Origin of the sequence: Massilia glaciei (assembly GCF_003011895.2) — a bacterium.
Taxonomy (GTDB): domain Bacteria; phylum Pseudomonadota; class Gammaproteobacteria; order Burkholderiales; family Burkholderiaceae_D; genus Telluria_A; species Telluria_A glaciei.
Genome location: NZ_PXWF02000092.1, coordinates 26,008 through 50,937, shown reverse-complemented (window position 1 = coordinate 50,937; position 24,930 = coordinate 26,008). Strand labels below are relative to the sequence as shown.

Annotated in this window: 25 protein-coding genes; 12 read left to right on the top strand and 13 right to left on the bottom strand. The window is 66.9% G+C overall.

Going from position 1 to position 24,930, the window contains the following annotated elements:
• Window positions 1-74: 74 nt before the first annotated feature.
• The 3 genes from C7C56_RS07015 to egtD are packed head-to-tail and all read right to left on the bottom strand — an operon-like array spanning window position 75 to window position 3,245.
• Entirely contained in the window at window positions 75-1,052 is a 978-nt protein-coding gene (locus C7C56_RS07015; protein ID WP_106756738.1) for a YihY/virulence factor BrkB family protein, read from the bottom strand.
• Window positions 1,049-2,278 (bottom strand): ergothioneine biosynthesis protein EgtB, encoded by a 1,230-nt coding sequence (egtB, locus tag C7C56_RS07010; protein ID WP_106756737.1) that lies wholly within the window; start codon window positions 2,276-2,278, stop codon window positions 1,049-1,051. Before egtB ends, C7C56_RS07015 begins: the two co-directional genes overlap by 4 nt.
• A gap of 1 nt (window position 2,279) precedes the next feature.
• Window positions 2,280-3,245, bottom strand: a complete 966-nt coding sequence (gene egtD / locus C7C56_RS07005) for an L-histidine N(alpha)-methyltransferase (protein ID WP_106756736.1) — start codon at window positions 3,243-3,245, stop codon at window positions 2,280-2,282.
• Window positions 3,246-3,429: 184 nt separating this feature from the next.
• Here egtD and C7C56_RS07000 point away from each other — a divergent pair, with 184 nt between their 5' ends.
• The 6 genes from C7C56_RS07000 (at window position 3,430) to C7C56_RS06975 (ending at window position 8,047) form a co-directional block, all read left to right on the top strand.
• The gene (locus C7C56_RS07000; protein ID WP_106756735.1) at window positions 3,430-4,317 is read left to right on the top strand and encodes a putative selenate ABC transporter substrate-binding protein; all 888 of its coding nucleotides are present in this window, start codon (window positions 3,430-3,432) and stop codon (window positions 4,315-4,317) included.
• Window positions 4,318-4,337: 20 nt separating this feature from the next.
• The gene (locus tag C7C56_RS06995; protein WP_106756734.1) at window positions 4,338-5,168 is read left to right on the top strand and encodes a phosphonate ABC transporter ATP-binding protein; all 831 of its coding nucleotides are present in this window, start codon (window positions 4,338-4,340) and stop codon (window positions 5,166-5,168) included.
• A gap of 4 nt (window positions 5,169-5,172) precedes the next feature.
• Entirely contained in the window at window positions 5,173-6,060 is an 888-nt protein-coding gene (locus C7C56_RS06990) for a PhnE/PtxC family ABC transporter permease (RefSeq protein ID WP_106756733.1), read from the top strand.
• A complete protein-coding gene (gene phnE / locus C7C56_RS06985; protein WP_370660180.1) occupies window positions 6,057-6,884 on the top strand; it encodes a phosphonate ABC transporter, permease protein PhnE in 828 nt (275 codons plus the stop codon). Before C7C56_RS06990 ends, phnE begins: the two co-directional genes overlap by 4 nt.
• A 25-nt stretch (window positions 6,885-6,909) precedes the next feature.
• Window positions 6,910-7,566, top strand: coding sequence for an ABC transporter ATP-binding protein (locus C7C56_RS06980; protein WP_106756732.1), 657 nt, complete (start codon window positions 6,910-6,912; stop codon window positions 7,564-7,566).
• A 193-nt stretch (window positions 7,567-7,759) separates the two neighbouring features.
• Entirely contained in the window at window positions 7,760-8,047 is a 288-nt protein-coding gene (locus tag C7C56_RS06975) for a hypothetical protein (protein ID WP_106756762.1), read from the top strand.
• Window positions 8,048-8,160: 113 nt separating this feature from the next.
• On the opposite strand, the gene C7C56_RS06970 is transcribed toward C7C56_RS06975, so the two are convergent.
• The 4 genes from C7C56_RS06970 to C7C56_RS06955 form a co-directional block, all read right to left on the bottom strand.
• On the bottom strand, window positions 8,161-8,889 hold the full coding sequence (locus C7C56_RS06970) for a hypothetical protein (protein WP_307719032.1): 729 nt from the start codon (window positions 8,887-8,889) through the stop codon (window positions 8,161-8,163).
• Window positions 8,890-9,356: 467 nt separating this feature from the next.
• Window positions 9,357-10,811: a Ppx/GppA phosphatase family protein gene (locus C7C56_RS06965; RefSeq protein WP_106756760.1), complete on the bottom strand. Its 1,455-nt coding sequence runs from the start codon at window positions 10,809-10,811 to the stop codon at window positions 9,357-9,359.
• A gap of 135 nt (window positions 10,812-10,946) precedes the next feature.
• Entirely contained in the window at window positions 10,947-12,134 is a 1,188-nt protein-coding gene (locus C7C56_RS06960; protein ID WP_307719031.1) for a GGDEF domain-containing protein, read from the bottom strand.
• Window positions 12,131-12,406, bottom strand: coding sequence for a hypothetical protein (locus C7C56_RS06955; RefSeq protein ID WP_106756730.1), 276 nt, complete (start codon window positions 12,404-12,406; stop codon window positions 12,131-12,133). The genes C7C56_RS06960 and C7C56_RS06955 overlap by 4 nt, the downstream gene beginning before the upstream one ends.
• A gap of 243 nt (window positions 12,407-12,649) precedes the next feature.
• Between C7C56_RS06955 and C7C56_RS06950 the strand changes: the two genes are divergently transcribed.
• On the top strand, window positions 12,650-15,538 hold the full coding sequence (locus tag C7C56_RS06950) for a bifunctional diguanylate cyclase/phosphodiesterase (protein WP_106756729.1): 2,889 nt from the start codon (window positions 12,650-12,652) through the stop codon (window positions 15,536-15,538).
• Between the two features lie 54 nt (window positions 15,539-15,592).
• On the opposite strand, the gene C7C56_RS06945 is transcribed toward C7C56_RS06950, so the two are convergent.
• Both C7C56_RS06945 and C7C56_RS28655 read right to left on the bottom strand, forming a co-directional pair.
• The gene (locus tag C7C56_RS06945; protein WP_229458272.1) at window positions 15,593-15,976 is read right to left on the bottom strand and encodes a hypothetical protein; all 384 of its coding nucleotides are present in this window, start codon (window positions 15,974-15,976) and stop codon (window positions 15,593-15,595) included.
• A gap of 226 nt (window positions 15,977-16,202) precedes the next feature.
• Window positions 16,203-16,343 carry a hypothetical protein gene (locus C7C56_RS28655; RefSeq protein WP_181373053.1) on the bottom strand — a complete coding sequence of 47 codons (141 nt, stop codon included), beginning with the start codon at window positions 16,341-16,343 and terminating at the stop codon, window positions 16,203-16,205.
• Window positions 16,344-16,539: 196 nt separating this feature from the next.
• Here C7C56_RS28655 and C7C56_RS28650 point away from each other — a divergent pair, with 196 nt between their 5' ends.
• On the top strand, window positions 16,540-16,860 hold the full coding sequence (locus C7C56_RS28650) for a hypothetical protein (protein ID WP_181373052.1): 321 nt from the start codon (window positions 16,540-16,542) through the stop codon (window positions 16,858-16,860).
• 64 nt (window positions 16,861-16,924) lie between these two features.
• Here C7C56_RS28650 and C7C56_RS06935 read toward each other — a convergent pair whose 3' ends face one another.
• Together C7C56_RS06935 and C7C56_RS06930 are read right to left on the bottom strand one after the other, a co-directional pair.
• Entirely contained in the window at window positions 16,925-17,152 is a 228-nt protein-coding gene (locus C7C56_RS06935; RefSeq protein ID WP_106756727.1) for a hypothetical protein, read from the bottom strand.
• A gap of 53 nt (window positions 17,153-17,205) precedes the next feature.
• Window positions 17,206-17,451, bottom strand: a complete 246-nt coding sequence (locus C7C56_RS06930) for a hypothetical protein (RefSeq protein WP_106756726.1) — start codon at window positions 17,449-17,451, stop codon at window positions 17,206-17,208.
• Between the two features lie 189 nt (window positions 17,452-17,640).
• Between C7C56_RS06930 and C7C56_RS06925 the strand changes: the two genes are divergently transcribed.
• From C7C56_RS06925 to C7C56_RS06910, 4 genes are all read left to right on the top strand, one after another.
• Window positions 17,641-18,588 carry an alpha/beta hydrolase gene (locus C7C56_RS06925; protein ID WP_229458269.1) on the top strand — a complete coding sequence of 316 codons (948 nt, stop codon included), beginning with the start codon at window positions 17,641-17,643 and terminating at the stop codon, window positions 18,586-18,588.
• 139 nt (window positions 18,589-18,727) lie between these two features.
• Window positions 18,728-19,810 (top strand): L,D-transpeptidase family protein, encoded by a 1,083-nt coding sequence (locus C7C56_RS06920; RefSeq protein ID WP_229458258.1) that lies wholly within the window; start codon window positions 18,728-18,730, stop codon window positions 19,808-19,810.
• Between the two features lie 174 nt (window positions 19,811-19,984).
• Complete coding sequence (locus tag C7C56_RS06915; protein WP_106756725.1) at window positions 19,985-20,689, top strand: M23 family metallopeptidase; 705 nt, start codon at window positions 19,985-19,987, stop codon at window positions 20,687-20,689.
• 40 nt (window positions 20,690-20,729) lie between these two features.
• Window positions 20,730-20,951: a hypothetical protein gene (locus tag C7C56_RS06910; RefSeq protein ID WP_106756724.1), complete on the top strand. Its 222-nt coding sequence runs from the start codon at window positions 20,730-20,732 to the stop codon at window positions 20,949-20,951.
• An 85-nt stretch (window positions 20,952-21,036) separates the two neighbouring features.
• Here the strand turns inward: C7C56_RS06910 and C7C56_RS06905 are convergent, their stop codons facing one another.
• Complete coding sequence (locus C7C56_RS06905; protein ID WP_106756723.1) at window positions 21,037-22,815, bottom strand: M4 family metallopeptidase; 1,779 nt, start codon at window positions 22,813-22,815, stop codon at window positions 21,037-21,039.
• Between the two features lie 360 nt (window positions 22,816-23,175).
• Window positions 23,176-24,501, bottom strand: a complete 1,326-nt coding sequence (locus tag C7C56_RS06900) for an MFS transporter (protein WP_229458256.1) — start codon at window positions 24,499-24,501, stop codon at window positions 23,176-23,178.
• Window positions 24,502-24,930: the final 429 nt, after the last annotated feature.

Below are 24,930 nucleotides of genomic sequence, written 5' to 3'. Positions count from 1 at the left end.
CCGGATTGTGAAGCGGTCCGCAAGCGAACCTCACCACTGGACGTAGTATAGCACACCTTTGTGCGGCGCAGCAATTATATCTTCGGCTCGTGTTCGCCGGGCGCGATCGGCTCCGGTTCGCCCGGCACCTGGGTGCTCATCTCCTCGGGCTCCTCGTGCTGCTCGTCGCGCCCCACCCGCTCGTATTCCGAAATCACCTGGGCGCCGAACAGCAACAGGGCGGCCGCCAGTTCAAGGCTGAACATGACGACGATGGCGGTCGTCATCGACCCATACACGATGTTGACCTGCGACAGGGTCGAGAAATACCAGACCAGCAGATGGCGCACGATTTCCCACAGCAGGGCCGCGGTCACGCCGCCAATCAGCGAGTGCCACACCGACAGGCGCCCAACCGGCATGACCATGTAGATCGAACTGAGCACGAGGATCTCGCCCGTCAATCCCAGCATGTAGAGCAGCACGCCGGAGACGCCGCCGAGCGACCAGTCATAGCCGAGGAAGGCGATGCTCTCCTCGCCCATGACCTCGAGCGTGCCGGCGACCAGCGTGATGAGCAAGATGCCCACGCCGAGCGCGAAGATGTAGCAGTAAGGCAGAAGCGCCGAGATCAGGAAGTGGCGCCGCCGGATCGCCACCCGGTGGATGAAGATCACGCTCATCGCGTTCTCGAGCACGGTGAAGGCGAACGAGCTGAAAAACAGCATGGTCGCCACCAGCACCCAGGTGATCAGGGCGCGCTCGTCGAGGAAATGCGAGACCTCGGCCACGATCGCGCGCGACTGCCCCGGCACCAGCCACTCGAGGTAGCGGTGCATGGTCGTGAGCAGCTCGGCCTGGTCGATGAAGTGCGACAGCGCCACCACCACCAGCATCAGGAACGGCACGATCGACAGCAGCGCGTAGTAGGCCACGGCCCCGGCCAGCAGCATGCCCTGGTTGGCGCGGAAGGCCTTGAGGGTTTGCCAGATGAAGGCGAAGGGATGCTTGACGATGTACTTGTTGGCGCGCCGGTTCAGCAGTTTCGCCTCCGGCAGGTGCATCCAGCTCATCGGGCCAGCCTGATGCCGGTGAACTGCCACTGGGCGCCGGCGGGGAAGAAATTGCGGTAGCTGGCGCGCGCGTGGCCGGCCGGGGTGACGCACGACGAGCCGCGCAGGACGTATTGGTTGAGCATGAATTTTCCATTGTATTCGCCCAGCGCGCCGGGCGCGCAGGCATAGCCGGGATAGGGGGAGTAGCTGCTGCTGGTCCATTGCCAGAGCTGGCCGAACATCTGGCTCAGGCCGCCGTGGGCGGCGCGCTCCGGCTGCAAGCGGCCGTGTTCGACCGCCGCGCCGGCCGCGGCCAGCTCCCACTCGGCCTCGGTGGGCAGGCGCGCGCCGGCCCAATGCGCGTAGGCGTCGGCCTCGTACAGGGACACATGCGAGACCGGCCGCGCGAGGTCGAGCGGTTGCAGGCCGTGCAGGGTGAACTCGTGCCACCGGCCGGCGCCGTCGCATTGCCAGTAGAACGGATGCGCGAGGTCGCGCTCGCAGACCGCGTCCCAGCCCTCGGCCAGCCACAGCGACGGGTTGGCATAGCCGCCGGCGTCGATGAAGGCACAAAACTCGCCGTTGGTGACCAGGCGCGAGGCCAGCGCGAACGGCGCCACCAACTGGCGGTGGCGCGGCAGCTCGTTGTCGAAGCAAAAGCCGGCCCCGCCGTGGCCGATGTCGGCCACGCCGCCGTCAAATTCTAGCCAGTCGAGCGCGGGCGCGGGACCGGCCGCGCCGGGCGCCGCTTCGGTGTAGGCCGGACGCATGGGATTTTGCGCCAGCAGGTGCAGCACGTCGGTGAGAATGAGCTCCTGGTGCTGCTGCTCGTGCTGCAGGCCCAGGTTGACCAGGCACGCCAGTTCGGCGTCGCCGGGGCGCGCCGCCAGCAAGGCGATGATGCGGGCGTCGACCGCGCTGCGGTAGGCGCGCACCTGGGGCATCGGGGGGCGCGTGAGCAGGCCGCGCTGGGCGCGCGGATGGCGCGCGCCGACGCCGTTGTAATAGGAGTTGAACAAGAACCGGAACGCCTCGTGGAACGGCGCGAAATTATCCTCGAACCGCTCGAGCACGAAGGTCTCGAAAAACCAGGTGGTGTGCGCCAGGTGCCACTTGACGGGGCTGGCGTCGGCCATCGACTGGGCGCCGCAGTCCTCGTCGGACAGGGGCTCGGCCAGCATCAGGGTGCGCCGGCGGACGCGGTCGAAGGTATCGCCCAGGGAAACTGCCTCGCTGCGGCCCATGTCAGGCCTTGACCGCGCGCGCGTAAATGACGGCGAACCAGGCGTCGGGGTCGGTCCACACGTTCATGGTCTGGAAGCCCGCCTGTTCGAGCAGGCCGACGGCGGCGCTCTGCTTGTACTTGTAGCTGTTCTCGGTGTGGATCGACTGGCCGCGCGCGAACCGGCGCGTGCCGCCCTGCCAGTTGACGGTGAGGTCCTCGCGCGCCTCGAGGTGCATCTCGACGCGGCTGTCGGCGGCATTGAAAAAACCGCGGTGGCGCCACTGGCGCACGTCGAAGTCGGCGCCGGCGAGGTGGTTCACGTGGCGCAGCACATTGAGGTTGAAGGCGGCGGTCACGCCGAGCGCGTCGTCGTAGGCGGCGTCGAGCACGGCGCTGTCTTTGACCAGGTCGATCCCGATCAGCAGCGCGCCGTCAGCGTCGCACTGGGCGCGCGCGCGGCGCAGGAACAAGGTCGCCTGTTCGGGCGTGAAATTGCCGATCGAGGAGCCCGGGTAGAAGAACAGGCGGCGCTCCTTGCGCACGAAGGCCGGCAGCGCGAGCCCGTTCGAAAAATCCTGGCTCAGCAAGTTCATCTCGATGTGCGGGAAGCGCTGGTGCAGGCGTTCGACCGATTCGCGCAGAAAATCGTGCGAGATGTCGATGGCGACGTACTGGCTCGGGTGCAGCAGCGAAAACAGGCTGGCGGCCTTGGCGCAGTTGCCGGCGCCAAGGTCGAGCATGGCCGACCCGGCGCCGATGGCGCGCGCGATGTCGGCGCCGTGGCGGGCGAAGATGGACGCCTCGGTGCGGGTCGGATAGTACTCGGCAAGCTCGCAGATCGACTCGAACAACTTGCATCCGAGCGCGTCGTACAGGAACTTGGGGGAGATCGCGGCGTCGCGCGCGCTCAGGCTCTCGCCGAGCTCAGCGAGTACGTCGGCGCTCGCATGGGCGCGGCCAAAATCGTTCTGGGGCAATGTCGGCATGGGAATCTCGTTTGTCGATGGCAACGGTGAGCGCGCGCGCCACAGGCTGCGCGGCGAAATGGCTATGGGCAAGTTTGATGTGTTTGTTATCATAGCTGAATATGCCCGTTTGCCGCGCCTGCACGATTCCCTAACGTGCTATATCCTGTCGTCCTTCACACACCACCCGCTTTGAAAGGCAACCATGACCTCGTTTTCCGCCCTGCGCGCACTTAAATCGACCTTCGGCGCCGCGTTGGCCGCCGGTCTGCTGCTCACGTCGACCCAGGCGCTCGCGCATGCAACGCCGGGCGTCTTGCGCGTGTCGGCCATTCCGGACGAGGCGCCGACCGAATTGCAGCGCAAGTTCAAGCCGCTCGGCCAATACCTGGCCAAGGCCACCGGCCTGAAGGTCGAATTCACGCCCGTGACCGACTACGCGGCGTCGGTCGAGGGCCTGGTCACGAACAAGCTCGACATGGTCTGGTTCGGCGGCTTCACGTTCGTGCAGGCCAACGTGCGCAGCAAAGGCAAGGTCGTGCCGCTGGTGCAGCGCGACATCGACGAGAAATTCCAGTCGGTCTTCATCACGAGCTCGCCCGACATCAAGACCCTGGCCGACCTCAAGGGCAAGACCCTGAGCTTCGGTTCCGAGTCGTCGACCTCGGGCCACCTGATGCCGCGCTCGTACATGCTGGCCGCCAAGGTCAACGCCGACACCGACCTCGCGCGCGTCGCCTACTCGGGCGCGCACGACGCCACCGTCGCCGCGGTGGCCGGCGGCAAGGTCGACGCGGGCGCGCTCAACATTTCTGTATGGCAGAAACTGGTCGACGCCAAAAAGGTCGACCCGGCCGCTGTGCGCGTGTTCCACACCACCCCGACCTACTTCGATTACAACTGGACCGTGCGTTCGGACATGTCGCCGGCGCTCAAGAAGAAGATAGCCGCCGCCTTCCTCGCGCTCGACCTCAACAAGCCGGCCGACAAGGAAATCCTCGACCTGCAAAAGGCGGCCAAGTTCATCCCGACCAAGGCCGACAACTACAAGTCGATCGAGGGCGCTGCCCGCGCCGCGGGCCTGCTCAAGTAGGCCTGCCAATGAGCGTACCAATGAGCGAAACGGTGAGTGTGCCAGTGACCTACCGCCTCGACCAGCTCACCGTGCGCCACCTGGCCGGCGCGATCGCGCTGCAGCAGATCGACCTGGTGGTCGGGCAAGGCGAGCAACTGGCCATCATCGGCCCCTCGGGCGCGGGCAAGACCACCTTGCTCGCGACCCTGGCCTGCGCCCACCGGCCCGACGCCGGCCGCTTCCTCGCGTTCGGCCAGGACCCGTGGGCGCTGCCCGAAAAAGCGCGCCACCGGCTGCGCGCACGCCAGTTCCTGGCGCCGCAAACGCCGCCGCTGCCGCCGCGCCAGCGCGTGGTCACGACCGTGCTCGCGGCGCGCCTGCCGCACTGGGGCTTCTGGCGCGCGCTCGGCTCGCTCATAAAACCATCGGACCCGGGCGCGGCCCACCAGGCCCTGTCGCGCTTCGGCCTGGGCGACAAACTGTATGCCCGGGTGGACCGCCTGTCCGGCGGCGAGCGCCAACGCTGCGGGCTGGCGCGGCTGCTGCTGTCGTCGGCCGAGGTGTTCCTGGTCGACGAGCCGCTGTCCGCGCTCGACCCGACCCTGTCCCAGATCACGCTCGCGACCTTGCAGCAAGAGGCCGCCGCACGCAACGCGACCCTCATTTGCAGCCTGCACCAGGTCGACATCGCGCGCGCCAATTTCGCGCGCATCGTCGGCCTGCGCGACGGCCGGGTGGTGTTCGACGCCGCGCGCGCCGACGTCAGCGACGCCATGATCGCGGCGCTGTACCAGAACGAGGCCGACAACGCGCACGCGCCGGCCAAGCACGAAACGCCCGACCGGCTCGCCGTCGGCGCCTGTTTCTGAGCGCATGCCGCAACCGTCAAGCGCGCCGCCGCACCGGCCCGGCCACCCTCCCGGCCACCCGCGCGGCCAACGGCCCGACTACCCGCCCGACCCGGCCTCGCGCGCGCGGGTGGCGTACGCGGTCGTCGGCCTGGCCCTGCTGTGGCCGGCGCTCGTGTTCAGCGAGTTCAAGCCGTGGATCCTGTTCGACCTGCGCAGCCTCAGATCGGCCGGCGGCTTTTTGGCCGACTTCCTGACCCCGGCCCACGAACCCGAATTTTTATGGATGGTGCTGCGCGAGACCTGGCAGACCGTCGCCATCGCCACCGCCGGGCTCACGCTGGCCCTGCTCGGCGCCATTCCCGCGACCCTGATCATCACCGAACAACTGTCCATTTCGCGCCTCGGCACCGGACGCATGCGCCTGCCCGCCAAGCTGCTGCGCCAGGCCGTGCGCTGGCTGCTGGTGCTGCTGCGCAGCGTGCCCGAACTGGTGTGGGCGCTGCTGTTCGTGCGCGTGGTCGGCCTCGGACCGACCGCCGGCGTGCTCGCCATCGCCCTGACCTACTGCGGCATGCTGGGCAAGGTGTACGCCGAAATCCTCGAGTCGTCCGACGCCCATCCGACCGACGCCCTGCTCGCCAACGGCAGCCCGCGGCTGGCCGCGCTGCTGTTCGGCGCGCTGCCGGCGTCGGCCTCGGAGCTGATCTCGTACACGGTGTACCGCTGGGAGTGCGCGATCCGCGGCTCGGCCATCATGGGCTTCGTCGGCGCCGGCGGGCTGGGCCAGCGCATGGATGAATCGACCCGCATGATGGCCGGCTCCGAGGTCGCGACCATGTTGATCGTGTTCGTGCTGCTGGTGGCCGCCGCCGACGCGGTCTCCAAGATGCTGCGCCGGGGCTTGGGATGAGCAGCCCGGCGCACCACCAACCGGGCGCGCCGACGGCGCCGCCGATGCCGCCGGCGCCGCCGCGCGCCATCATGCCGCTGCTGGTGCTGGCCGCGCTGGCCGCGCTGGTGGTGGCCAGCTTCGCCGCGCTGGAGCTCAAATGGGGCGCGTTCTTCACGCCCGAGGCGGCCGAGACCACCGCCGAATTCCTCGACGGCTTCGCCCCGCCCGAGCTGTCGCTGCCGTTCCTGCGCAAGTGCCTCGCCGCCAGCGTCGAGACCTTGTCGATGTCGGCGCTGGGCACGCTGCTGGCGGTGCTCGGCGCAATGGCGCTGGCGCTGCCGGCGGCCGGGCGCTTTGGCCCGCTGCTGCGCGTGCCCTCGCGCGTGGTGCTCAATGTGCTGCGCTCGATCCCGGAGCTGGTCTGGGCCGCGCTGCTGCTGGTGCTGGCCGGCCTCGGGCCGTTCGCGGGCACGCTGGCGCTGGCCGCGCACACCAGCGGCGTGCTCGGGCGCCTGTTCGCCGACGCCCTCGAGAACGCCGAACCGCTGCCCGAAAAAACCCTGCGCACCAACGGCGCCGGGCCGATGAGCGCCTTCTTTTATGCGACCTTGTCGCAGACGCTGCCGCAGATGCTCTCGTACACCCTGTACCGCTGGGAGAACAACATCCGCGCCGCCGCCGTGCTCGGCGTGGTCGGCGCCGGCGGCCTCGGCCAGATGCTCAAGTACCATTTGTCGCTGTTCCAGATGCAAAACGCCGCGACCGTCGTGATCGCAATGTTACTTATGGTGGCGATGGTCGACGCGGTCAGCGTGGCCTTGCGGCGCGCGCTCACGCGCTAGCCCCCTCCCCTTTTTGGACCATCCCATGCTCGAACTGCGAAATCTCACCAAAACTTACAACGGGCGCCCGGTCCTGAACGGCCTTTCGCACCAGTTCCAGGCGGGCGAGTTCGTCGCCATCATGGGCGAATCGGGGGTCGGCAAGTCGACGCTGCTCAATTTGATCGCGGGGCTCGACGCGCCCGACGGCGGCCAGATCCTGGTCGACGGCACGCCCATGTCGGCGCTCGACGACGAGGCGGCCACGCGCTTGCGGCGCACCCGCATGGGTTTCATCTTCCAGGCCTTCCACGTGCTGCCGCACCTGACGCTGCGCCAGAACATCGCGCTGCCGCTGCTGCTCAACAACACTTCGCAGGGGCGCGCCGACGACATGCTCGCCGCCATCGGACTGGCCGGGCGCGGCGACGATTTCCCGCGCCAGTTGTCGGGCGGCGAGATGCAGCGCGTGGCGATCGCGCGCGCGCTGGTGCACCGGCCGGCGCTGGTGCTGGCCGACGAACCGACCGGAAACCTCGACCCGGAGACCGCCGACAGCGTGCTTTCGCTGCTGCGCGCCGAGGTCAAAGCCAACGGCGCCTGCGCGATAATGGTCACACATTCTCACGCGGCGGCCGCAAAAGCGGACAAAACCCTCGTTCTAACCAGTTTGGGGCTCACAAATGCGCGCAATGTTAACTAAAAGCTGCACTTTGTCCCCGATTTTTATCAACAATGCTGTGAAAATATTCTTATAGTAGTATTATCAAGTCTTACCCGCTTTGCATAAACATCTACAACTGGTAGGAAGCGGACAACAGACGGTAACGGTGCAGGCAGACTACTCTCGATCGAGTCGCCCATCGTTTTTCGTCACTCTCGGGAGGAGTATGATGATGAACGTACGGCAGAAAAAATTGGAAATGATCGAGGCGATGAATCGTGCAAGGGCATTGGAGCCTTCGAGCTTCGTGCCGAACAAGTTGCTCGACACCCTGATCGAAAAGATGAGCTTGAAGAACGACGCGGAACTGTGCCGCGTGTTGGAAGTGCAACCGCCGATCATCAGCAAGATCCGGCACCGCAAGCTGGCCGTGGGCGCCACGATCCTGCTGCGCATGCACGAAAAATCAGAAATGCCGATTCGCGAACTCAAAGAGCTGGCCAGCACCTCGATGCACTGATTGAGCGGGCGCCCCGCCGAGGGCGCCTTTATTTCGCCTGCATTTTTGCTGTGTTTTTCCTGGTTTTTGCTGTGTTTGGCCTGACGGCACGCGAGCGCGCGCCCGGTCAGTGCTTATTCCGCCTTTGGACGTCCTGTCTTGAGCTGTGGCAGATCTGCCAGCACGCTCATGAGGGTCGCGAGGTCGAGCTGCCTGATGAGCGCAACGCCGATGCGCAGTAGCTCACTTTTCTTGATGTCGAATCCCGCCTTGAGGCACTCCTTTTTAACCTGACCGAGCACCGCGTACTCTTGCTCGGGCATGGTAAAGCTGTCGCGCACCAGCTTGGCCTTGCGCGGCTTTTCCTTGGGCGCCTCGGGCGCGGCTTTGGTGACTTTTACGGGCGCTTTGGCCGCTGGCCTGGCGGCGGCTTTCGGTGCTGCTTTTGATGTCGATTCGGTTGCGGGCTTTGCCGCTGCCGGCTTTGCTACTGCCGGCTTAGGCGCGCGCTTGGCTGCTGCCGGCTTGACTGCTGCTGGCTTGGCTGCGGCTGGCTTGGCTGCGGCTTGTGCCGCTGGTTTTGGCGCGGTTTTCGCGGCGGATTTAGCGATGGGCTTGGCAGAAGGCTTTGCTGCAGACGTTGTTGCAGGCTTTGTTGCAGATTTCGCCGCGGCCTCTGGAGCCGGCGTTGCCACCGATTTGACCACTGGCGCGCCGGCTTTGACCGACGGCTTGGCTGCCGGCTTTCGCACCGTTTTTGGCGCCGGCTTTTCGTCCGGTTTGCTCATCGTGGCCGGCGGTGTCGCCGGTGACAGGGCGGGGACGGAATGTCCATTGGTCTTGGCAGTGCCGTTTTTGCTCATTGAATGCTCCGTTGCGTATAGTTTATATAATATATACGATTTACCCTATTTCCGGAAGATGCACGCGCCAGCCGCGCGAGGTTTCCCGGCGCAGCATTGCGCAAGTTTGGCGCGTTTGAGCTGTAAGCGGGCAAGATTGAGCGCGCAAGTTTGATGTACGTCATGTCGCCGGCATTTGCGAGACTGCCTGCCAAGTGAGCCCCGCAGCCACGCCTCTCTGGCGTTCGGTCTCGTTTGACGTCGCTTTTTGTCTTATTCTGTCGCGTCTCGCCTCCGATATTTCCATCGAAAAAAACCGGCGACAAAAGGAGACAGAACGCGCAGGAACGCGACGTCAAACGAGACCGAATGCCAGAGAGGGGCGTGGGAGCGCACCCACGGTGCGTGCCGTCTATTCCCCGAGGATTGTTCCACCAGGATTGTTCCCCAAGGATTATTTCCCAGGAACCATTCCCTGTATTCACGCGCTAAGGCACGGCCTTCATGCTGAAGTCCACCCCGACCTCGTCCCACCACTCCTGCTCCTTCTCGATCCAATACGAGAGCGTGGGATGGGCGCTGACCCACTCGCGCCGCAGTTCGAGGTCGATGCGGCTCTTCATGCGCAGCTTGAGCTCGTTGACATCGCCGTCGATGCGCGCGTGCATGAGCAGCACGGCGAGCCGCAGCGCCAGCACCGCCTTGGCGAAATCGGGGTCGGCCAGCGCCTCGCTGACCTTGCGCAGATTGCCCTTCTGGGCCAGCACCAGGCGGCTCATCGATTTTTGCTCGCGCGCCGTGAAACCGGGCAGGTCGGCGTTTTCGACCATGTAGGCGGCGTGCTTGTGGTAGCCCGTCTGCGACACCACCATGCCGATCTCGTGCAGCAGCGCGCTCCAGTACAGCAGCCGCGTGTAGGTCTCGGCGGACGGCTTGAGGCGCGCATACAGGGTGGCGGCGTCGCGCGCGGCGCGCAGCGCGCGCGTCTCGTCGACGTGGAATTTCTTGGCCAGCGCCAGCGCCGACTCGTCGCGCCGGTCGCGCTGCATCGAGCGCAGGTACAGGTCCCACATGACGCCCATGCGCAGGCCCGCCTCGATCGGCGTGATCTGCGTGATGCCAAGCTCGGCCACCAGCGCGATCAGGATGGCGAGCCCACCGATGATGGTGCCGGCGCGCTCGGGGCGCAGGCCGGGCATGTCGATGCGGGCGACCTGGCCGGCCTCGATGAAGCGGCGCCGCAGCGCCTCGAGGCTGACCGGGGTCAGCTTGCCGTCGCCGAGCTCGTTGCGCGCGATGATGTCGGCGATGGCGCGGATGGTGCCCGAGGAGCCGTAAGCGGTCTTCCAGAACTGCGGGTGGTAGGGCGGCGCGCCGTCCTCGAAATGGCTGCGCGCCGACAGGATGGCGGCCTCGAACGAGGGGCCGTCGATGCGCCCGCCGACAAAAAACGACAGGCTCTGCTTGACCGTGCCGACGCTGAACGACTCGACCCGGTCGATCTCGGTGCCATGCCCGAGTATCAGTTCGGTCGAGCCGCCGCCGATGTCGAGCACCAGGCGCCGCTCGGCGCCGCCGAGCGCGTTGGACACGCCCATGTAGATCAGGCGCCCCTCCTCCTCGCCCGAGATGATCTCGATCGGATAGCCGATCGCCTTTTCGGCCTCCGGCAAAAAGGCCGCGCCGTTGCGCGCCACGCGCAAGGTGCTGGTGGCGACCACGCGCACGGCGTCGAGCTTGTAGGAGCGCAGCGCGGCGCCGAAATTGGTCAGGCACTCGAGGGCGCCCTGCATCGCGGCCTCGGTCAGGCAGCCCCTGGCGTCGAGGCCGGCGGCGAGCCGGATCGGCTCGCGCATGCTTTTAAGGACGCGGATGGCGCCCGCGTCGTGCTTGCCCACATGGAGGCGGAAACTGTTGGAACCCAAATCGACGGCGGCGAACATTGAAGCCTCTTTCTCAAGCGTGCACATAAGGGGCTCTCCGGCGGTGAAAATCGTATCACGGTAGCCGGTGAATATGACTGGGTGATGACGGCGCGCGGCGCCTTCAGGCGCGCGGGCCTTCAAGCGGGCGGGCCTTCAAGCGGGCGGCGCCTCCGGCGGCGGCGCCACGGCGATCCGGTTGCGCCCGTCGGCCTTGGCCCGCTGCAAGGCCTGGTCGGCGCGCTGGAACAGGCTCACCGTGCTGTCGTCGGCGCGCAACGCGGTCACGCCGAAGCTGGCCGTCAGGCCGACCATCGCGCGCCCGGTCTTGACGGGCGTGGCCTCGATCGCGGCGCGGATCCGGTCGGCCACCAGCAGCGCCTCGTCCTGGCCGGTGCGCGGCAGCAGCACGGCGAATTCGACGCCCACCAGGCGGCCGATCTGGTCGCTGTCGCGCAGCTCATTCTTGCACACATCGACCAGGGCGCGCAGCACGGTATCGCCGGCCGGGTGGCCGTAGCTGTCGTTGAGCCGCTTGAACTGGTCGAATTCGAGCACGATCATCGAGGTCGGCGGGCCGGGCCGGCGCGCCAGCGCCATCCACGGCGCGAGCGCCTGGAACAGGCCGCGCCGGTTCGGCACGTCTGTCAGGGCGTCGACCACCAGCAGGCGCGCGAGCTCCTGCTGCTCGCGTTCGCGCGCGAGCAGCAGGAAGCCGAAGCCGCCGAGCAGCATCAGCATGTAGAACGCGCCCGAGACCAGCATCGGCAGCATCGCGTTGTTGATCCAGCTCCAGCCCTGCGGCATGAGCAGCACCAGCAGCGCGCGCGAGGCCACCAGCAGCGACAGCAGCGCCATGGCCAGCACCAGGAAGCGGCGCAGCATGCTGCCGCCGCGCCAGCCGGTCGCCAGCGCCGCCACCGCAGACAGGTAGAAGCCGCCCAGGATCAGCGACGAGGCCAGCACGCGCAGCCCCAGGTCGTCGACCAGGTAGCAAACGAGGTACAGCACCACCGAGAGCGCCAGCAGCGGAAAGGCGACCCGGCGCCAGCGCGGCCGCTCGCTCGCCTCCCACAGCGCGCCCGCCTCGAGCGCGACGCCCGTGAACAGCACCGGGTAGCCGACCACGACCGCGAGCGGCCCCGGCAGCACCCCGCCCGCGCTCAGGTACAGCAGCAGCCAGCCGCCCGCCTGGCATTGCTTGGCGACGGTGAAGGTCGACAGCGACAGCGCCCTGGCGCCGCCGTGCGCGTAGAAAAACAGCGCGGCCGACAGGGCCAGGTTGCCCAGCGCCAGCGCCAGCACCATCGTGGTGATGTCCATCAGGGGCGCGGCCGGGCTCACATCTCGTGTTCCACGAGGGTGCTGCCGTCGCCGATGCGGCTGGCCCAGGCCTTGGCGAAGAAGCCCTTCTCTACCTCGCCGGGCGGGTCGTTCCAGAACACGATCAGGGTCCCCTTGTGGTCGTGCAGCTGGGTGATGCGTTCGATGAAGCGCTCGCAACCATGCTGGTCGGCCAGCGCCACCACGTAGCCGTAGACTCGGGTCAGGCGCTCGATGCGGTCCGGCTCGGTCTGGCTGTTGGTGGCGGTCAGCGATGGATGGTCTAGGAACATGGGCTCTCCGTGGTTGCGGGGTCAGCTTATCAGAAACCCATGTCCCGGAACAAGGCCGCGCGCGGCCCCGCCGCCGGCCCCCGTCAAACCAAGCGAACCGGCCCCCGGGCCGACCTCGCGGTAACATTAGTGCCAAGAAGGAATTTGCAATTCCCGTTTTCTGTGCAACACTTGCGGCAACATGCGGATGGGCGCGCGCCCCCATTGCCACGCCACCGCCACGCCTACGCCGGGAACCAGGAAATGCCGCTTCGCCGTCCGCCCTTATCGATCTCCGCCGCGGCCGTCCTGACCCTCGCCGGCGGGATGGCCGCCAGCGCCGCCCTGTTCGCGGCCGTGGCCGGCCTCGAATACGACAAAATGGCGCTCCACTTCGAGCGGCGCGCCAATGCGCGCGTGGCCGCCATCGACGCCGGACTCGACGAGGCGGTCGAGGTGCTCACCGTCACCAACAACCTGTTCGCCGCCGTCAACCCGGTCACGCGCGCCCAGTTCCACGACTTCACCACGCCGCTGCTGCTGCGCTACCCTTTCATCAAGGCCTTCAATTTCCACCGCCGGCTGCCGCACTCCGAACGCGCCGCGGCCGAGGCGGCGCTGCAGGCGCTCGTGCCCGGCACCGTCCTGACCGAGATGCGGGGCGGCAAGCTCGTCACGGCGCCGCCGCGTCCGTTCTACAGCGTCGTCGACTACCTCACGCCGATGCGCGGCAACGAGGCCGCCTTCGGCCTGAACGTCTCGCCCAACCGCACCGTCATGGACGCGCTCGACGTGGCGGTGGCCACCGGCGGGGTGGCCGCCACCGGCCTGCTCACGCTGGCGCAGGTGGACCGGCCCAACAGCGCCTTCGAGGCGATCATGCCGGTCTACCGGGCCGGCGCGCCGCTGGCCACGGCCCCCGAGCGGCGCGCCGCGCTGGCCGGCGACACGGCCGCCATCATCATGGCCAACGACCTGGTCAACCACATCCTCGCGCGCGGCGGACTCATGGCCGAGCCGGACGTGCTGGTGTGGGTGTACGCGGGCGAACGCGCCGAGCCGGGCAGCCTGGTGTACCGCAGCGAGGGCGCGGGCGCGGCGCCCCCCCCCGGCGCCAGCCCGCGCGCCGGGTTCAAGCCGTTCGCCGGCGCCGGCGACCAGGAGCACTTGGTCAGGCGGGTGCGGGTGGCCGACAAGTTCTGGCGCATCGAGCTCGGCGCGGCGGCGCGCCCGTTCGCGGTCGACCATTTCGGCTCGCTCGCGATCCTCGTCGGCGCCATCCTGTTCACCCTTTTGATGACCGCCTTCGTCGAGACGCTGGTGCAGCGCTCGCGGCGCGTGCAGCGCCTCGTCAACGAGCGCACCGCCGACCTCGAACTGTCGAACCAGCGCCTGATCGACGACGTGCTGGCGCGCAAGAAGGCCGAAAAGGCGCTCCAGCAGAGCGAGTTGCGCTTCCGCCAGCTCGTCACCATGTCGTCCGACTGGTACTGGGAGCAGGACGCCGAACTGCGCTTCATCAACATCACGGGCGGCCTGGTCGAGAAATCGGGCGTGCCGCTCACGCGCCTGCTCGGCAAGACGCGCTGGGAGAGCGTGCCCGGCATGGAGGAGAGCGACTGGGGCCGGGCCCACATGGCCCTGCTGCGCGCGCGCCAGCCGTTCACCCGCTTCGAATACGAGAGCGCCGACAAGGACGGCGCCATGCGCTGGTACTGCATCAACGGCGAGCCGCTGTTCGACGAGCAGGGCCAGTTCACGGGCTACCGCGGCACCGGCAGCGACATCACCGCCGCCAAGCAGGCCGAGCAGCGGGTCCACCACGTGGCCCAGCACGACGCCCTGACCGGCCTGCCCAACCGCAGCCTGCTGCACGACCGGCTCGGCCAGGCGGTGGCCTACGCGAGCCGCACCGGGCACCCGATCTGGGTCATGCTGATCGACCTCGACCGCTTCAAGTTCGTCAACGACAGCATGGGCCACAAGGCCGGCGACGTGCTGCTCATGACGGTCGCGGCGCGCCTGCGCGGGGCGCTGCGCGAGACCGACACCGTGGCGCGCCTGTCGGGCGACGAATTCGTCGTCATCCTCACCGAGCACCACGACGAGCGCCTCGCGGTCGACATCGTGCGCCGCCTGATGGACGCGGTGGCCCAGCCGGTGCTGCTCGGCGGCAAGGAGTTCTTCGTCACGGCCAGCATCGGGGTGGCGGTGTTTCCGACCGACGGCGGCGGCATCGACAACCTGATCGAGCACGCCGACATCGCCATGTACCGCGCCAAAAAGCTCGGGCGCAACAACTTCCAGTTCTACACCCCGGCCATGAACGAGGAGGCGCTCGAGCGCGTGCGCATCGAAAGCGCGCTGCGCAACGCGCTCGAGCGCGACGAGTTCGTGCTCCACTACCAGCCCCAGGTCGAGCTCGCCAGCGGGCAGATCGTCGGCATGGAGGCGCTGATCCGCTGGCAGCACCCGGAGCTGGGCATGGTGCCGCCGGTGCGCTTCATCGGGGTGGCCGAGGACACCGGCCTGATCGTGCCGATCGGGGCCTGGGTGCTGCGCACCGCCTGCGCCCAGAACAAGGCGTGGCTGGACGCCGGGCTGGGCCGGCTGCGGGTGGCGGTCAACCTGTCGGCGCGCCAGTTCGCCGCGCCCAACCTGATCGCCCAGATCGAGGCGGTGCTGGCCGACACCGGGCTGCCCCCGGCCTGCCTCGACATCGAGCTCACCGAGAGCCTGTTCATGGACGACATCACGGTCGCGGTCGAACTGCTGCACAGCATGAAGGCGCTCGGGGTGAGCATGTCGATCGACGACTTCGGCACCGGCTACTCGAGCCTGTCCTACCTGAGCCGGTTCCCGATCGACGTGCTCAAGATCGACCGCTCGTTCGTCTCGGCGATCAACCGCGACGCCAACGACGCCGCGCTGGTGAGCTCGATCATCGCGCTGGCGCACAACCTGAAGCTGTCGGTGATCGCCGAGGGCGTCGAGACGGCCGAGCAACTGGCCTACCTGCGCGGGCACGGCTGCGACGAGATGCAGGGCTACTTCTTCAGCAAGCCGGTGCCGGCCGCCGAGTTCGAACAAATGCTGCGCCAGCGCAGGCGGCTCGACATCGCCGAGCCCGAGGACGCGATCACGGCCAGCTGAGAGGCTGAGAGGCTGAGCCGGCGCAACGGAAACCGGACCTCGGCTTGGTTTTCCTTACTTGGCCTGGTCCTGGGCGTCCATGTCGGCTAGCGACTCGCGGCCCTTGTCGGTGACCTCGAAGCCGCCCGCCTCGCGCAACACGATGTGTGATTTCTTGCCGAGGAACAGAGACACGTCGGCCTCGACCGCCGCGGCCGGGTCTTGCGCGAGCGCGCGCAGGCCGATGATGCAACGGCGCACGAACAAGGTCTGGTGCCCCTTGTCGGTCAGCGCGACCTTGCCGTCCTTGCTGTACTGGACCATCTTCAGGCCGGACAGGCGCTTGGCGTTGCGCCCGACGCAGGCGTTCACCCGGTCGTGCCTGGCGCCGCGCAGGATGTGCTCGAGCGCGTCATATTCGTCCGTCGTCAATTTTTCGTTCTTCATTGCTGCTTTCATGTGGGGCTTTCCGGCCCACATGGTACGCCGGCACCACCACATCGGCAACCGGTATCGGCGCGGCGCACTACCTGAGAGGCTGAGAGTCTTTCCATCATGCCCGCTCAGCACGCCAGAAAGCGCCCGCTCGTCGTTGCAAATGCTCGCCATAGCCCGAGCTATGGCTGTGCTTTGCGCCTCGATCGGCCACCTTCTGGCGCGCTGCTCGGGCACGTCCGAAAAACTCTCAGCCTCTGAGGGCGCGCACGGCCAGCCAGGCCAGGCTGGCCACGGCCATCGCCCCGAGCACCAACGCCGCCCGCACCCGCCCCGAACTGAGCAGCGAAGGACGTCCGAGGTGGATTTTGTTATGCAAGGAATTGCCCATGACGCTCTCCCGGGTGACGAAACGAGGTTTTGATGTTTCATTATAGAAACTATCCGCCGGCGCCGCGCAGCGCGCGCAATATTTAGCTGGATCTGTATCTACATAGCAACAAAGTGGTCTTCTTTGTATTGCGCGCCGGTTCCAACCGCACGCTGCTAGCATCCGCTGTACCACCAGCCAACTTTTGGAGTACACGATGAGCATCAAACCACCCTTCCCCGATCCGGCCAAGGCGCCGCCCCTCCTGAACGAGTCCGACATCGGCAGCGGCGAGAAGACACCCGCCGACAAAGAGACCGAGGATATCATCCGCCAGATTCCGCCATTGCCTGAAAACAAGGGCGAGCGCGAGGCCGGCGCCGCCTGGAGCGACGCCGACGCCGACGACGCCGACGACGCCGGCGGTTTCGACACGGGCGCTGCGCGCCAGCGCATGGAGCACGACGCCTCGCTCGAACGCGACGAACCCGGCGCGCAACTCGGCGAGCTCGACCCGGTGCCCCCGAAGGGCCGCTAAAGACACGGCCGCTAACGACACGCGCGGGCCGGCCCCGGGCAAGTCGGCGGCCGGCCCGCCCGCGTCACGCGGCCGCGGCCCTGATGGGTGGCTCGGGCATGCGCGGCTCCTCGACCGGCGCGTTGGCCGGCGGCGGCACGTCGTCGGGCAGCGGACTCGGGGGCGGCTCGCGCGGCGGGATGGCGTCGGGGTCGGGCGTCGAATGCGCGCGCCGCGGTGCGATGCCGCAATCCCAGGCGTCGGCGTTGCCCGACTGCTCATTTCTCCAGCTGCTTTGTTGCATGTTGCTCATGGTGGGCCTTTGTGGCTAAAAATTGAACGGTCGGCGCCGCTTGGGCGCCGAGATTAAGCGCCGGGCGCGGCCTCGAGGGCGAGCAGGTTGTCGACCTCGATCTTGGCCACCTTGAACCCGGCCAGCGTCGCCACGCCCTCGTCGGCGTGGCCGCCCGCGGTCTGGGCGCGCTTGATCGGGGTGGCGGCCTTGTCGTCCAGACGCGTGAGCTCGTACTCGAAATCCCACATGTCGTTGCAATCCTTGAGGGGTTGCACGACGATGGTGTAGCCCCGGTATTCTTCGCGCGCAGTTTGCATGGTGTCTCCGTCAAAATCGCATGTTTAAGTAGCAAGATATGTCAGGCCAAACACTAGCATGAAGCGCCGCCGCGCCGCCCTGCCCCATTTTCAATCGTGCGCGCCAACTTGCGCGGCGCGCAAGCCGCTTCCCGGTTGGCGCGAACTTGCTTATAGTTCCCTCCTCACCGACCGAAGGAAACTTTCCACATGAAGATGCGCCCGCGCTCCCCGCTGCACGCCCTGCTGCCCGCCCTGCTGCCCGCCCTGCTGCCCGCCCTGCTGCCCATCGTCGCGATGGGCGGCGCGGCGGCCGCGCCGGCCCCGATGACGCTCGACGACTACCTCAAACTCAGCGGTCCCGGTCCGACCGCCACGCTGGCCTACGGCGCGGCGCCGTCGCAGTACGCCGAGCTGTTCCGCCCCGCGGGCGCCGGGCCGTTCCCGGTCGTGGTGCTGATCCACGGCGGCTGCTGGACGGTCCAGTACGGCGGCATCGCGCAGATGCGCAACGTGGCCGGCGCCCTCGCCGCGCAGGGCATCGCGGTCTGGAACGTGGAATACCGGCGGGTCGACGAGGAAGGCGGCGGCTACCCCGGCACCTACCTCGACATCAACGCCGCGCTCGACAAGCTCGGCAGCGAGGCGGCCAACTACCAGCTCGACACCGACCGCGTGCTCGCGATGGGGCATTCGGCCGGCGGCCAACTGGCCCAGTGGCTGGTCGGACGCGCCCGGATCCCCGCGACCAGCCCGCTGTTCCAGAGCGCCCCGTTCACGGTGCGCGAGGTCATCAGCCTGGGTGGACTGGCCGACCTGCGCCACGAGCAGGCGCTGATCAACAAGAGTTGCGGGCGCGAACTGGCGCAGCTGGCCGGCGAGCCGAGCGCCGCCCGGCCCGATGTGTTCGCCGACACCAACGCGGCCGAACTGGTGCCCAACGGCAGCCGCACGGTGCTCATCACGGGCGCGCTCGACACCATCTCGCCGCCACGCGCCGCGTACGCCTATGCCGCGCGGGCGCAGGCGGCGGGCGACCAGGCCCGGGTCGTCATCTTGCCCGACGCCAGCCACTACGACGAGATCGCGGCCAGCTCGCCCGCATGGAAACTGATCCTGCCCGAAATCCGCAAGGCGCTGCGGATGGACCGGCGCTGACCGATATCGCAAATAGGCGGCACGTCCCCCGTCCACGCCCACTTCCCGGCATCAGCACCTTTGTACGCTGCCGCACAGACCCTCTATCCGGCAGGCACTAACCTGACGCTTCCAATTTATACATTTGCCGGGAACTATTTTGAATCGCACATCCATCGCACTGATCGCCGCCTTTGTCAGCGGCACCGCCCTGGCCCAGCCGCCCGCCGCCGCGCCTGCGCCGGGCGACACCGCGGCGACCACCGCCGCCACCGCCGCCACCACCACCACCACCACCTCCACCACCCCCAAGGCGGCCAAGAATGCCAAGGCCGCCGTGACGCTCGACGCCGCCACGGTCAACGCGCCCGGCGCGCCCGCGGTCGCGCCCGCGCGCGCCGATGCCGCCTCGGTGCTGCGCGCCCAGATCCTGCTCAACCGCGCCCGCTTCTCGTCCGGTGAGATCGACGCCGCCTTCGGCTCGAACGTGCGCCAGGCGCTGTCGGGCTACCAGCGCAAGATGGGCCTGCCGGCCACCGGCGTCGCCGATGCCGCGACCTGGGCCGCGCTCAACGCCGGCGCCGCCGCCGCCCTCGTCACCTACACCATCACCGACGCCGACGTGGCCGGCCCGTTTGTCGCGATCCCGCAGAAAATGGCCGACAAGGCCAAGTTGAGCGCGCTCGGCTATTCGAGCGTCGAGGAGGCCCTGGGCGAGAAATTCCACGCGAGCCCCGCCCTGTTGCAGCGCTTAAACCCGGGCAAGAATTTCTCGCGCGCGGGCGAACAGATCATCGTTCCCAACGTGCTCGACACCGAGCCGCTGCCCAAGGCGAGCCAGATCGTGGTCGACAAGACCGACCGCACCTTGACCCTGATGGACGGCGACGGCAAGCCGATGGCCCAGTTTCCCGTCACCACCGGCAGCAAGCACGATCCCCTGCCGCTGGGAAAATGGAAAGTCAACGGCATCTCGAAGGCGCCGGTGTTCCATTACAACCCCGCCCTGTTCTGGGACGCCACGGCCGGCGACAAGAAGGCCAAGATTCCGGCCGGCCCGAACAATCCGGTCGGCGTGGCTTGGGTCGACCTGTCGAAGCCGCACTACGGCATCCACGGCACCCCAGTGCCCGCCTCGATCGGCAAGACCGAGTCGCACGGCTGCATCCGCATGACGAACTGGGACGTGACGACGATGATGCAGTCGGTCGGCTCCGGCACCGCCGTTCTGCTGAAAGAGTAAGGGTAAGGGTAAGGGTAAGGGTAAGGGTAAGGGTAAGGGTAAGGGTAAGGGTAAGGGTAAGGGTAAGAGCAAGAGCAAGAAGTGAAAACGGCGCGCGCGGCGCGCCACAATTAAAACAGACCGGATCACACCGGCGTCGCGGCTTGCCGCAAACCCCCAAATGGAGGAACCACCATGAAATTCATATTGACCTTTTTCGGCGGCGTGCTGCTCGGCGCCGGCGCCCTGTTCTTCCTGCTGCGCTCGATGCCGCAGGATCCGCTGCCGGCGCCGGTCGTGCAAACGATCGAGGTGCCGGTGGCGGCGGTGGCGGTGCCGGCCGCACCGGCCCAGACGGCCGGCCTGCCCGGCGCGCCCATCGTGCCGGTCGACCTGAGCGTGGCCGAGCTGCCGATCGCCCCCGGCGCCGACGCGCTGCCGGCGACCCGGGCGCCCGACGCGCCGCCGGCCCCGGTCAAGCTCCTGCTGCCGGTCGAAGGCGTCAAGCTCAGCGAACTGTCCGACGGTTTCGACCAGCCGCGCGGCAAGGACCGCCACCACGAGGCGCTCGACATCATGGCGCCCAAGGGCGCCAAGGTGTTCGCGGTGGCCGACGGCAAGCTCGTCAAGCTGTTCAACAGCAAGGCCGGCGGCCTGACGATCTACCAGTTCGATCCGACTGAACAGTACGCCTACTACTACGCCCACCTCGACCGCTACGCCGACGGCGTGACCGAAGGCATGGCGCTCAAGCGCGGCGATGTGATCGGCTATGTCGGAGTGACCGGCAACTCGGCCCCCGACGCGCCCCACCTGCATTTCGCGGTGGTCGAGCTGACCTCCGAAAAGCAGTGGTGGAAGGGCACGCCCATCAACCCGTTTCCCCTGCTGACCCAGTAGGCACGCTCACAAGCACCCAAAACAACTAAAAGGAAATAACATGAACCCAGTCAAAATCATCGGCGCCCTGCTCATCGTGGCCGGCGTCCTCGGCCTCGCCTTCGGCGGCTTCAGCTTCACCAAAGAAACCCACAAGGCCAACATCGGCCCGATCAACCTTTCCGTCGAGGAGAAGGAATCGGTCAACATCCCGCTGTGGGCGAGCATCGCCGCGATCGCCGCCGGCGCCGGCGTGTTGCTGATCGGCGCCAAGAAAGGCTGACCGGCCGGTCCTTCCTGGCGCCTTCAAAAAACGAAAGGCCCGCGCGAACGCTTCGCGCGGGCCTTCTTTTATTGCGGCGCTGGGTTTACTCGGCCACGTCCTCGCCCACGTTGATGGCCGCGTAGGCGCGCTCGACGGCCCTGACCTCCTTGCTGCCGGCGCCATACAGCTCCTGCGCGGCGGCCACCATCTTGACGCGCGCGTCGGCGTAATTGGTGGTCGACGTGAACTTGGTGGTGTTGGCCTTGAACCAGATGCGGTAGGCCTTGTCGGTGCCGATGCCGGTCATCGCGAGCGGCTCCTTGACCAGGTATTTGCTGTAATAATCGGTCTGCGTGCCCGACTGCGAGCCTTGCGCCAGGAAATAGAACATCCGGTTGTTCGGCCCGCTGCTGTAGTGCACGTCGAGCCCGCGCAGCTTGGCGCTCCAGGCGTCGGGGCTGCGCCCGTCCTTGCTCGGCTTGTACAGGTAGCGCAGCGGGGTGCCGGACTTGCTGATCTCCTTGCCCATGACCCAGTCGTTGCCCGTGTTGGCGATCGTGTCGCCGGTGCCGCCGGCGCGCGCGTAGGCCTCGACGACGTCGCCGGTGATGTCCGAGGACGACTCGTTGAGCCCGCCCGACTCGCCGCGGTAGATCAGGTTCGAGGTCGAGGCCGTGACCCCGTGCGCCATCTCGTGGCCCACCACGTCGATCGCGCCCAGGCTCGTGAAGTGCGAGCCGTCGCCGATGAACATGCATTTGCAGGTGTCGCTGTAATAGGCGTTGTCGTAGGCGGTGTTGACGTGCGCGGCGATGTAGGTGGCGGTGTTGTTGCCGTCGAGCGAGTGCCAGCCCAGCACGTTCTTGTGCATGTCGTAGGTGTTCATCAGCCCCCACATGGCGTTCACGGCCGCGGTCTGGCCGTTGGCGTTGGTGGTGCTGCCGCCCTCGATGAATTGCTTGCCGTCGCCCCAGGAGTTGGTGGCGTTGGTGTACACGCTGCCGGCGCTAGTGGTGTTGTTGGCGTTGGTGATGGCCATCGCGCCGAATTTGCCGCCGGTGCCGCGCTCGGGGTCCTTCATCCAGTAGGTGGTGCCGGTCAGGGTGGTGCTGAGCGGCACCATCCCGTTGTACTGGCTGCTGCCCTTGCCCACCGCCGTTTGCAGCATGCTCCACTGGTCGATGAGGCGCCCGTTGGTTGCGTTGACGACGCTGTCGAAGAACACCGGCTTGTTGCCAACGCTCATGCGGGTGCTCACGAGGTAGGCCAGCACATAGTGCTCGACCACCTGCTCAAGGTCCATCGCGTTGAGCTCGTCCTCGGCCTTGTTGGCGGCGGCGGCCACGCGCACGTCCTTCATGATTGGATAGATGATCAGCTCGGCCTTGGGCGGCGCCAGGGCGACCGCGCGCGCGCTTTGGCGCCGCATGACCGAGGTGATCGCGTTGGCGTGGCTGATCTTGGGCTCGACGCTGAAATTGGCGCCGCGGCCCTTTTGCGCGCTTTTGCCCAGGCCGTGGCGGCGGTCCGACAGCGACTCGCTCACGATGGCGCCCGAGGCCGAGGTGACCACCACCGATTCCGAGCCGAACACGCGCACGCCCATATAGGTGTGGTCGGCGCGCGTGATGCGGGTGTCTTTGACGCCCGGATGCTGCTTGGCGATGACGAAGTTGTGGTTGGCGTCGAGTCCGCGCGCGGCGCGCTGCGCCATCAGCGCGGCGACCAGCGCCGGGTCTTGCGGCAACGCCTGTCCCGTTTGCACCTGTCCCTCCTTAACGATAGGAGGACCCATCATCGGTTCGGCGCGCGGCGCCTGCGCGCCGGCCAGCAGGGGCAAGGCCGCGAGCGACGTGGCCAGCCATGTTTTACGAAGATTCATGATCTTCTCCTATCGAGAATATTGTTAAAATATCACCAGGCTTTCAAGCGAAGTGTGGGCGCAATTTAAGGCAAGGTATTGCCGCAACTCATAAGGCGGGCGCGGCAATAGAGGCAGGAAAGCCCGCGCGCGGCGGGCTTTTTCTGTGGCGCATGAATTACGCCGGGTTTTATAGCTGATAGGAATTTTGGGGGGGCGGCGCGGGGTGATTTGTCTTGGTCGCTGCGGCATTTGGCGACGGCGGGCGGCCCAGGCTTGCCCTGGCGCACACGGGTTTGCGTCCGCCGTCGCAAAACTTGCGACTGGGTCCGACGAAAAAAAGCCCGCGTCAGCGGGCTTTTTGTCTTGCGCGCAAGCCGATTACTCGGCTTCCTGCACCCACAGCGACGCCGCCGCGGCGATCAGCATCGACGCCCCGCCGACGACGAGCATCATGATGGCCTTGCCGTCGAACACGCTGGTGAGCAAAAAGCCCAGGATGCTGCCGGCGACAATTTGCGGGATCGCGATCGCCATGTTGAACATGCCCATGTACATGCCCATCTTCCTGGCCGGGATTGTCACCGCCAGCACCGCGTACGGCATCGACAGGGTGCTAGCCCACGCCAGGCCGACGCCGAGGAATGGCAGCACCAGCATCATTGGATTGCTGATGAAGAAGACCGAAATGAAGCTCAGGCCGCCGACCGCCAGGCAGATTGCATGGGTCGCCTTGCGGCTGGTGCGCGCGGCGATGACGGGCAGGATGAAGGCGAAGATGGCCGAACTGCCCGCGTAGATCGACGAGCACACGCCCCACCAGTTGGCACCCTCGTTGTACAGCGCGGAGGTGGTGTCGCTGGTGCCGTACACATGCTGGGTGAAGGCCGCCGTGGCGTAGCCCCACATGGCGAACCAGGTGAACCAGGTGAAGAACTGCACGATCGACAGTTGCACCATGACCTTGGGCATGGTCGCGTAGTCCTTGAAAAAGCCGACGATGCCGCTCGACGGCCTGGCCTCGGCGGCCAGCTCCGGCTCGGGATGGAACATGCGCATCTCGTCGGGCGAGTACTCCTTGGTCTTGAGCACGGTCCACAGCACGGCGAAGAAGAACGCCGCCGCGCCGCAATAGAAGGAATAGACGACCGAGTCGGGGATCTCGCCCGCGGGCGCCGTGTTGGCGACGCCGAACCAGTTGGTGAACGCGTACGGCAGGATCGACGCGGCCACGCCGCCAACGCCGATGAAGAAGGTCTGGAACGCGAAACCCTGGGTCACCTGCTCCTTCGGCAGCAAGTCGCCGACGAAGGCCCGGAACGGCTCCATCGAAATATTGATCGCCGCGTCCATGACCCACAAGGTGAAGGCCGCGATCCACAACACGGTCGTGTGCGGCATGCCGATCAGCGCGGCGCCCGCGAAGAGCGAGCCGATGATGAAATACGGACGGCGGCGTCCGAAGCGGCCCCAGGTGCGGTCGCTCATGTAGCCGACGATCGGCTGCACGATCAGGCCGGTGATCGGCGCGGCGAGCAACAGGTAGCCAATCTTGTCGAGCTCGGCGCCCATGGTCTGGAAGATCCGCGCGACGTTGCCGTTCTGCAGCGCGAACGCGAACTGGATGCCCATGAAGCCGAGGCTCATATTCCACAGTTGCCAGAAGCCGAACCGCGGTTTTTGTACTGTCTCTTGTATTTTTTGCATTTTATTTTAAGGTTGGTGAAAGTGGCCGCGGCCGCGCGGAGTGGCTGCCATTGTTTGCCCTGGCCAGGGCCCGCCCGTCCAAAGCGGGGAATTTCTTGCGCTATATCAATCCAATATGTAGGAAAATAACATCGATGCCTGGAGCTGTCAATTGAAAAAATTCACATCCACACACTATACAAGTTGATAATTCCGACAGCATTTCTGTAGTCGAAAAACAGCGAGACACCACAACCCCATGCGCCAGCGCCGCCACGTTCGCCGCGGCGCGCCGGCGCCACCGCGGCGCTGCCCGCCCCCATCGTCTCATGCAATAAAACAACAGACCGCGCCACGGCCGCCGCGCCGGGCCCCGCCACGCGCCGCCAAGGCCCGCCACTATGGCGCCGGCGCGCGTCGCATTAACGCAAAAACAAGTGCATTTCCATT

Excerpts from the sequence above, each read along its gene's own strand:
- C7C56_RS07015 (WP_106756738.1), bottom strand. The coding sequence starts at position 1,052 with ATGAGCTGGATGCACCTGCCGGAGGCGAAACTGCTGAACCGGCGCGCC.
- egtB (WP_106756737.1), bottom strand. The coding sequence starts at position 2,278 with ATGGGCCGCAGCGAGGCAGTTTCCCTGGGCGATACCTTCGACCGCGTC.
- egtD (WP_106756736.1), bottom strand. The coding sequence starts at position 3,245 with ATGCCGACATTGCCCCAGAACGATTTTGGCCGCGCCCATGCGAGCGCC.
- C7C56_RS07000 (WP_106756735.1), top strand. The coding sequence starts at position 3,430 with ATGACCTCGTTTTCCGCCCTGCGCGCACTTAAATCGACCTTCGGCGCC.
- C7C56_RS06995 (WP_106756734.1), top strand. The coding sequence starts at position 4,338 with ATGAGCGAAACGGTGAGTGTGCCAGTGACCTACCGCCTCGACCAGCTC.
- C7C56_RS06990 (WP_106756733.1), top strand. The coding sequence starts at position 5,173 with ATGCCGCAACCGTCAAGCGCGCCGCCGCACCGGCCCGGCCACCCTCCC.
- phnE (WP_370660180.1), top strand. The coding sequence starts at position 6,057 with ATGAGCAGCCCGGCGCACCACCAACCGGGCGCGCCGACGGCGCCGCCG.
- C7C56_RS06980 (WP_106756732.1), top strand. The coding sequence starts at position 6,910 with ATGCTCGAACTGCGAAATCTCACCAAAACTTACAACGGGCGCCCGGTC.
- C7C56_RS06975 (WP_106756762.1), top strand. The coding sequence starts at position 7,760 with ATGAACGTACGGCAGAAAAAATTGGAAATGATCGAGGCGATGAATCGT.
- C7C56_RS06970 (WP_307719032.1), bottom strand. The coding sequence starts at position 8,889 with ATGAGCAAAAACGGCACTGCCAAGACCAATGGACATTCCGTCCCCGCC.
- C7C56_RS06965 (WP_106756760.1), bottom strand. The coding sequence starts at position 10,811 with ATGTTCGCCGCCGTCGATTTGGGTTCCAACAGTTTCCGCCTCCATGTG.
- C7C56_RS06955 (WP_106756730.1), bottom strand. The coding sequence starts at position 12,406 with ATGTTCCTAGACCATCCATCGCTGACCGCCACCAACAGCCAGACCGAG.
- C7C56_RS06950 (WP_106756729.1), top strand. The coding sequence starts at position 12,650 with ATGCCGCTTCGCCGTCCGCCCTTATCGATCTCCGCCGCGGCCGTCCTG.
- C7C56_RS06945 (WP_229458272.1), bottom strand. The coding sequence starts at position 15,976 with ATGAAAGCAGCAATGAAGAACGAAAAATTGACGACGGACGAATATGAC.
- C7C56_RS28655 (WP_181373053.1), bottom strand. The coding sequence starts at position 16,343 with ATGGGCAATTCCTTGCATAACAAAATCCACCTCGGACGTCCTTCGCTG.
- C7C56_RS28650 (WP_181373052.1), top strand. The coding sequence starts at position 16,540 with ATGAGCATCAAACCACCCTTCCCCGATCCGGCCAAGGCGCCGCCCCTC.
- C7C56_RS06935 (WP_106756727.1), bottom strand. The coding sequence starts at position 17,152 with ATGAGCAACATGCAACAAAGCAGCTGGAGAAATGAGCAGTCGGGCAAC.
- C7C56_RS06930 (WP_106756726.1), bottom strand. The coding sequence starts at position 17,451 with ATGCAAACTGCGCGCGAAGAATACCGGGGCTACACCATCGTCGTGCAA.
- C7C56_RS06925 (WP_229458269.1), top strand. The coding sequence starts at position 17,641 with ATGAAGATGCGCCCGCGCTCCCCGCTGCACGCCCTGCTGCCCGCCCTG.
- C7C56_RS06915 (WP_106756725.1), top strand. The coding sequence starts at position 19,985 with ATGAAATTCATATTGACCTTTTTCGGCGGCGTGCTGCTCGGCGCCGGC.
- C7C56_RS06910 (WP_106756724.1), top strand. The coding sequence starts at position 20,730 with ATGAACCCAGTCAAAATCATCGGCGCCCTGCTCATCGTGGCCGGCGTC.
- C7C56_RS06905 (WP_106756723.1), bottom strand. The coding sequence starts at position 22,815 with ATGAATCTTCGTAAAACATGGCTGGCCACGTCGCTCGCGGCCTTGCCC.
- C7C56_RS06900 (WP_229458256.1), bottom strand. The coding sequence starts at position 24,501 with ATGCAAAAAATACAAGAGACAGTACAAAAACCGCGGTTCGGCTTCTGG.